Source organism: Actinocrinis sp., from assembly GCF_035946395.1.
Taxonomy (GTDB): Bacteria; Actinomycetota; Actinomycetes; order Streptomycetales; family Catenulisporaceae; genus Actinocrinis.
Genome location: NZ_DASYZI010000288.1, coordinates 22,650 through 29,276, shown reverse-complemented (window position 1 = coordinate 29,276; position 6,627 = coordinate 22,650). Strand labels below are relative to the sequence as shown.

7 protein-coding genes are annotated in these 6,627 nt (G+C 71.0%); 3 read left to right on the top strand and 4 right to left on the bottom strand.

The window, feature by feature from the left end; translation table 11 throughout:
* Positions 1-164: family 1 glycosylhydrolase (locus VGS97_RS17555; RefSeq protein ID WP_349262173.1), on the top strand; the 164-nt coding region annotated here is incomplete at its 5' end.
* Positions 165-253: 89 nt separating this feature from the next.
* Here the strand turns inward: VGS97_RS17555 and VGS97_RS17550 are convergent.
* Positions 254-1,762 carry a LytR C-terminal domain-containing protein gene (locus VGS97_RS17550; RefSeq protein WP_326854640.1) on the bottom strand — a complete coding sequence of 503 codons (1,509 nt, stop codon included), beginning with the start codon at positions 1,760-1,762 and terminating at the stop codon, positions 254-256.
* A 281-nt stretch (positions 1,763-2,043) separates the two neighbouring features.
* On the opposite strand from VGS97_RS17550, the gene VGS97_RS17545 reads away from it, so the two are divergent.
* The gene (locus VGS97_RS17545; protein ID WP_326854639.1) at positions 2,044-3,498 is read left to right on the top strand and encodes a serine/threonine-protein kinase; all 1,455 of its coding nucleotides are present in this window, start codon (positions 2,044-2,046) and stop codon (positions 3,496-3,498) included.
* 106 nt (positions 3,499-3,604) lie between these two features.
* On the opposite strand, the gene VGS97_RS17540 is transcribed toward VGS97_RS17545, so the two are convergent.
* Together VGS97_RS17540 and VGS97_RS17535 are read right to left on the bottom strand one after the other, a co-directional pair.
* The gene (locus tag VGS97_RS17540) at positions 3,605-4,408 is read right to left on the bottom strand and encodes an Fpg/Nei family DNA glycosylase (protein WP_326854638.1); all 804 of its coding nucleotides are present in this window, start codon (positions 4,406-4,408) and stop codon (positions 3,605-3,607) included.
* A gap of 79 nt (positions 4,409-4,487) precedes the next feature.
* Positions 4,488-4,946 (bottom strand): TIGR03668 family PPOX class F420-dependent oxidoreductase, encoded by a 459-nt coding sequence (locus tag VGS97_RS17535; protein ID WP_326854637.1) that lies wholly within the window; start codon positions 4,944-4,946, stop codon positions 4,488-4,490.
* Positions 4,947-5,074: 128 nt separating this feature from the next.
* On the opposite strand from VGS97_RS17535, the gene VGS97_RS17530 reads away from it, so the two are divergent.
* Complete coding sequence (locus VGS97_RS17530; RefSeq protein WP_326854636.1) at positions 5,075-5,344, top strand: DUF1876 domain-containing protein; 270 nt, start codon at positions 5,075-5,077, stop codon at positions 5,342-5,344.
* Between the two features lie 105 nt (positions 5,345-5,449).
* Here the strand turns inward: VGS97_RS17530 and VGS97_RS17525 are convergent, their stop codons facing one another.
* The gene (locus tag VGS97_RS17525) at positions 5,450-6,601 is read right to left on the bottom strand and encodes a serine hydrolase domain-containing protein (RefSeq protein ID WP_326854635.1); all 1,152 of its coding nucleotides are present in this window, start codon (positions 6,599-6,601) and stop codon (positions 5,450-5,452) included.
* Positions 6,602-6,627: the final 26 nt, after the last annotated feature.

The following is a 6,627-nucleotide window of genomic DNA, read 5'->3' as shown; positions in this document are numbered from 1 at the left end:
CGTGGTCGCTGCACGACAACTTCGAGTGGGCCTACGGATACGGCAAGCGCTTCGGCATCATCTACGTGGACTACCCGTCGCAGAAGCGGATCCTGAAGTCCTCCGCGCACTGGTACCGGGACCTGATCGCACGCGAGCGGGGTCTGGAGCGCGACGGCTCCTGACGCCGCGAGGGGCCGAGTGCCTCGGCGAGCGGGGTGAATCCCCGCCGCCGAGGCACTGTCATGTCAGCGCCCGGTCACCGCGCATCCGGTCACTGGGCCGGGTACGTGTTCCCGCTGGACCAGTCGGTGCCGATGACCACGGTCACCTCGCTGTACGTGGACGACTCGGTGACGTCCGGACTCGGGATCGCCAGCGCCTTGGCGACCGCGGCGGCCGAGTCGGAGCGGTCGGCGGGGTAGTAGACCTTGGTGTTCGCGGTCTTCGTCGCCGTGCCGCCGACCGTGGCGAGCGTGAAGCCCTGGGTCACCAGCGCGGACTTGATGCCCGCCGCGCGCCCGTTGACGCCGCTGCCGTTGTAGACGGCGACGTGCACCTTCGCGATGTCCACGGCGACCGTGCTGGTCGACGTCGGCGCGGCGGTGGACGAGGCCGAGCCGGACGCGCCCGCGCCGGAGGGCTTGGTGGTCGAGGGCGCCGTGTTCGCGGCGCTACCGCTGGGTACCGGTGAGGTGATCGAGGTGGGCGACGAGGTGGCGTCGGCGGTGCCGGCCGCAGTCGAGTCGCCGGAGGGCCGGGTCGCGAAGTAGGCGATGAGCGCCAGTACGACGACGCCCACGGTTCCGCCGACGACCAGCATCCCGCGGTTGCCGCTGCCGCCGCCCGGCTTCGTGCGGCCGTGCCCGGAGCCCGATCCGCCGCCGTACCCGGCGCGGCCGCGCGGGCCGATCTCGTCGAGGTCGATGTCGCGGTTGACCCGGCCGTCCGGTCCGCGTCCCGCGCGCCCGGCTTCGAGCCGCGACGTCCGGGTCTCGCCACGAGACCCGTCCGGCCGCGCTCCCCCGGCTCCGGGCGCTCCCGCCCCGGAGCGGTCCGGGCGGAACGTGCCGGTGTCCGCTCCATCGCGGCGCGGAGCGCCGGAGCGCGGCGGCTCGTTGCTGTACATGTCCGGGCCGCGGCGCCCCGGATCGCCGACGCGCGGCATGCCGCCGGTGTTCGGGCCGCCGTAGGCGCCTGGCGGCGGACCGCCGCGCCGGTCTGGATCGCCGACCCGCGGCAGGTTGCCACCGGTCGGCGGACCTCCATAGTCACCGCCGGGCGCGCCGCCGCGCCGGCCGGGATCGGCGGCCCCGGGACCGGGGGGAAGCTCGGGCCGCTGCGGTCGCGACGGCTCCTGGTCGTCGGGAGTACCGCCGTGCCGGGCACGCAGCGGAAGCGGCGGCCCGTCCGAGCGCTGCGACTGGAAGGGCGAAGGCACCGGCGTGGGCCGTGGGGGCTGCGGAGGCCGCGGTGACTGGGCCGGCGGGATCGGCGGCTGGCCGGGACCGGGCTGGTCGCGCCGGTACAACGGCCGGAAGTCGTCCTCGTGCCCGGCCCCGCCCCGGCCGCCCTGGCCCGTGTCAGGGCCCTGCTGAGCGTTCCCGGGGCGGGACCGCGGGTCCGCGAACGGTTCCGGCCCTGACTCCTGCTGCCAGGGCTGCTGCCGGTCCCACGGACGCTGCAACTGCTGCTGCCGCTGCCAGGCCCGATAGGCCTCGGTCTTGTCCTCGCCGCCCTCGGGGTCGCGTTCACCCCCGTACCAGCCGCGTTCGTCGCTCATCGGCCCGGATCCCTTCCGCACGAGCCGGTGAGCTCGGTCGGCCCCGGCCGGGACCGACCTCGAAGACCGACTGGACGTTGTGTATGTGCCAGTAGACTGTATCTATTGCACCGCTGTACAGTCACGGTTCCGCCATTTCTTATCTGAGCCCTGATCAGGCAGCTCCTCAGCTGCGAGCGGAAACCGGACCGGGACGCCGCGTTCGTCGCGCTGAGGTCACCGGCCGATGACTGAGCGCGGCCGTTTCTGGCACTACGAGCGGAACAGGCGATAATCCCGGGGTGGACTCCGTGATACCCGGCACTATGATCGCCGACCGCTACCGCCTTGTGCGGCCGCTCGGCGCGGGCAGCAGCGCGACGGTGTGGGAGGCATCCGACACCGCGCTGGACCGGACGGTAGCGGTGAAGCTGCTGCACGGGTCCGCCCTGGCCGATCCGACCGAGCGGGAACGGCTGCGGCGCGAGGCGCGGGCGCTGGCCAGGCTCGCGCATCCGCGGATCACCGTCGTCTTCGACTATCTCGAACAGCGTCAACCGGACGGCACGGCGCAACCGGTCCTGGTGACCGAACTGCTGCACGGCACCACGCTGTCCGACCGGCTGCTCAGCGGCCCGCTGCCCACTGCCGAGGCCGTCGCGGTGTGTGCGCAACTGGCGGACGCACTGCGATCGGCGCACGACGCAGGCATCGTGCACCGTGACGTGAAGCCGGGCAACGTGATGCTCACCGCGAGCGGCGCGAAACTACTCGATTTCGGTATCGCGCAGACTGCCTGGGACTCGAACCTGACCGGGAACATGGCCATCGGCACACCCGCTTGCATGGCTCCGGAGCAGCTGACGGGACACGGCGCGGTCCCCGCCTCGGACATGTACGCACTCGGCTGCGTTCTCCACTGGTGCCTGACCGGTATGCCGCCTTTTGAGAGCCGAGATGTGACTCAGGTCGCGCATGCCCACCTGTACGCACCGGCTCCACCACTGAACGTCGTCGGCCTCTCCCCCGGCATCGTGGACTTATACACACGGTGCATGGCGAAGGACGCAGCGCAGCGTCCGAATGCGGCAGAGGTATATGCACGCCTGTCGCAGATACCGCTGCCGCCGGCCGCGCAGCGGACGTTGCTGATGCCCGCCTTCGACGTGCCAACGCAGCTCACATCGTTGCCACCGCGACACGACGCCACTGCCGTGCGGCCCGATCGGCAGTCGCGTACCAGGCTGCTGGCCGGTGCGCTGGTCATCGCGGCGGTCGCGGCCGGCGTCACGGCGATGGCGCTGGAACTGTCCAAGTCGAACGGGTCGAATGGCACGCCACCGCCGACCACGTCGTCCAGCACCGCGCCTGGCTCGGCTTCATCGTCGCCGACCCCGAGTCCGTCGCCGTCCGAGAGCCCGACGCTGGGTGACCCGGCCGGCGATCCGATCGGCTACTTGGAGGCCATGCGCGGCCAGATCGACGGCTTCATCGCGCAGGGCCAGGACACGATCGACCCCAACACCGGCCGTGACATCCAGAACTCGCTCGGCGACCTGGAGCAGGCGATCGCCGACGCGCGGAGCCACGGAGGCGGCAACTCGAAGTGGCGCGACGTCAGGCAGAAGATCAACGACGTCACGCAGAAGATCTCCGACGCCACGGACAACAACATGATCTCGCAGGACGCTGCCAACCAGCTGACCAGCGAGCTACAGGCCCTCTCAAACGCACTGCCGGGCAGCAGCAACAACTGAACGCTGCTGCGAAATGGGCGCCGGGGCAACTGACCAGCACGCCGCACGCCGCACGCCGCACGCCGCACGCCGCACGCCGACGAGTGCGTTACAGCGTTGGAATGTGTTACGCGCCGTCCGGCCCAGGGCCGCTCTGGCACGCCGGACACCAATAGGTGACCCGGCCTTCGCCGGGTGGTCCCTGTTCGGCGACCCGGACCGTGATTCCGCAGCGCAGGCACGGCTGGTGCGCGCGATCGTAGACCCAGTGCGTACGTCCGCGTCGCACGTCACCGGTCGTGATATGCCCATGGCGAGCCTTGTTCGCCTCAAGCAATCGATGCGCGAGGCTCACCATTCGCTGCGGCTCGGGCACTTGGACCGTCGCGGTCCACGGCGTCACGCCGCGCAGGAAGCACAGCTCCGACTTGTAGACGTTGCCGATCCCGGCGAGATTGCGCTGGTCGAGCAGGGCCTCGCCGATCGGGCGGTCCGGGGCGGCCAGCAGCCGGCGCACTGCCTCGTCCGCGTCCCAGTCCGGGCCGAGCAGATCGGGCCCGAGATGGCCGACGATCGAGTCCTCACGTGCGGTGGGCAGCAGGTCGAGCACGGGCAGCCGGTAGCCGACGGCGGTGCGTTCGGCGGTGGCGAGCACGGCGCGGATCTGGTGGGCCGGTCCGCCGCGCCACCGCTCGCCGTGCCGATAAATCAGCCACGCGCCCTCCATGCGCAGGTGGGAGTGCAGCGTCAGAGCGTTGTCGAGCCGGAAAAGCAGATGCTTGCCGCGCGGTACGACCTGGTCGATCCGATGGCCGGACAGGTTGGCGGTGGCCAGCCTGGGCACCCTCAGGTCCGACTGGACCAGCACGTTCCCGCCCAGCGCCTCATGCAGCCGCTGAGCGGTCAGCCAGATCGTGTCGCCTTCAGGCACGACACCATGATGCCGCCCGCCGCGGTTGCACGCTCACAGCCCGGCATGCGCACAGACCGGCATGCTCACGGAGCCGCGCTCACAGAAAGGTGTCGGCCGGCGGATCCAGCGAGGGCGGGGACTCGGCGAACGCCCACCCCGACCACTTCTCCACAGTCACCTCGATCACCGGGCCGGTCGGCGGGTGCGCGCGATACCAGGCATAGCGCCCCACCAGCGCGCCGAGCACTCCGAACGGCATGTCGCCCGGATCGATGACCCGCGCCGCGCCGTCGGCCCGCGCCCACCACAGCCCCGACCACTCCTCCTGGTAGTGCTGAGCGAGCAGGCAGACGCGCGGATTCTCGGCGATGTTCCGCAGCCGCTTGAGCTCCCCGCCGCTCTTGGGCTTGTCGTCGATCGCGATGTACACCCGGTCGCCGGACACCGCGTACGTCACCGGCACCAGGTGGGCCGCGCCCGCGACACCGACCGTGCCGAGCACCGCGACCGGGCTGTCGGCGAAGCGTGAGCGGGCCTGCTCGGCGGAGAGTCTCATGCTCCGACGCTACGGCTTGGATCGGCCGGACGGCGCCCGACCCGCCCCACCCTGGCGCGCGGCGCTCTGGCGCCAAGGTCCGGGCAGGTGCAGGCTGATGGTAACCGCAGAAGGCAGGTGAGGCGACGATGCAGACGATCGTCGGCTGGCACAGCGAGGTGACCTTCCGCGAGGCCGGGCCGAAGACCCGGGCGACCGCGCTGCTCCGGCTTCCCGACGGCACCGAACTGCGTGCGCACGGCCACGCCAGCAAGCATCCGAACGACCCGTTGCAGACGCAGGTCGGCGAGGAACTGGCGGCCGCGCGGGCGCTCAACGACCTGGCCCGGCAGCTGCTGGCGAGAGCGAGCACGCTGATCGAGGAGGCCACCCACCAGCCGGCCCACCCCGCGCTGTAAAGAGCTGCAAAAGAGAAGAAAAAGCAGTGATAACAAGTGGGCCCAACATGCCTTCTGCTCAGTGCTGATCGCGCATCAGGAGCTCATCGCACATCAGGCCGTGCCTCACGCGTCGGCCGCGTACCGCCAGAAGTCGCGCATCAGCGGCGGCGGGACCGGCGAGTCCATCGCCACCTGTGTGAACAGGATTGCGATCTGGCCGGTGGACGGGACGACGTGCGCCATCGTGCCGCTGCCGCCGACCCAGCCGTAGCGCCCCGCGACGTTCCACGGATCGATCGGCGCGACGTCCACCGAGCCGCCGAAACCCCAGCCCTGGCCCTCCAGGAACAGCTTGCCGAACTCGCGCTGCCACTGCGTGAGGTGGTCGGTGGTCATCAGCCGGATCGACTCGGCGGACAGCAGACTGCGGCCGTCCGCGGTCGTGCCGCCGGTGAGCAGCATCCGGCCGAATGCGTACCAGTCGTCCACGGTCGAGACGAGGCCGCCGGCGGCGGAGGGGAACGCTGGCATGCTGCTCCACCGGCCGTCCGGCTGGTCGATGAGCACGAGCTTCCCGTCGGAATCGCGCCGATAGGAGCTGGTGAACCGGTCGCGCTTGGCTGCCGGCACCACGAAGCCGGTGTCCGCCATGCCCAACGGCTCGAAGATCCGCTCGGCCAGGAACTCGGGCAGCGACCGGCCCGAAGCGCGGGCGACGAGTACGCCGTGCAGCTCGGACGTGGTGTTGTAAAGCCAGGCCTCGCCGGGCTGATACACCAGTGGAATCCGCGCGAGGGCGGCCATCCACGCGTCTGGTTCCGGGAGCAGCTGCGGAAAGAGGCCGTCCCGCTGCACCTCGTCGAACAGCGCCGCGACCGCGGGCTGAGCGAAATCCGAGGTGAAGCCGTATCCGGCGCGCGAGCTGAGCAGGTCGAACACGGTGATCGGCCGGGCCGCCGGCACGACGTCGTCGATCGGGCCGTCCGGCGTGCGCACGACCTTCGGAGCCGCGAGTTCGGGCAGCCACCGGCCGACCGGATCGTCGAGCGCGATCACGCCGTCCTCGATCAGCATCATGACCGCCGCCGCGCCGATCGGCTTGGTGATCGACGCGATCCGGAAGATCGAGTCCCGCGCCATCGGCGTGGTGTGCTCGACGTCGGCGAACCCGGCCGCCACCACCTCGGCTCGGCCGCCGCGGGTCACCAACGCCACCGCACCGGGCACCGATCCGTCGTCGACGGACGACTCCAGCAACTCGTGCAGACCGGTCATTGAGCGCACCTTCCTCGAATCGGATC

What these genes read in the sequence shown, in the direction of transcription:
- VGS97_RS17550 (WP_326854640.1), bottom strand. Translation starts at nt 1,762, where the DNA reads ATGAGCGACGAACGCGGCTGGTACGGGGGTGAACGCGACCCCGAGGGC.
- VGS97_RS17535 (WP_326854637.1), bottom strand. Translation starts at nt 4,946, where the DNA reads ATGAGACTCTCCGCCGAGCAGGCCCGCTCACGCTTCGCCGACAGCCCG.
- VGS97_RS17530 (WP_326854636.1), top strand. Translation starts at nt 5,075, where the DNA reads ATGCAGACGATCGTCGGCTGGCACAGCGAGGTGACCTTCCGCGAGGCC.
- VGS97_RS17525 (WP_326854635.1), bottom strand. Translation starts at nt 6,601, where the DNA reads ATGACCGGTCTGCACGAGTTGCTGGAGTCGTCCGTCGACGACGGATCG.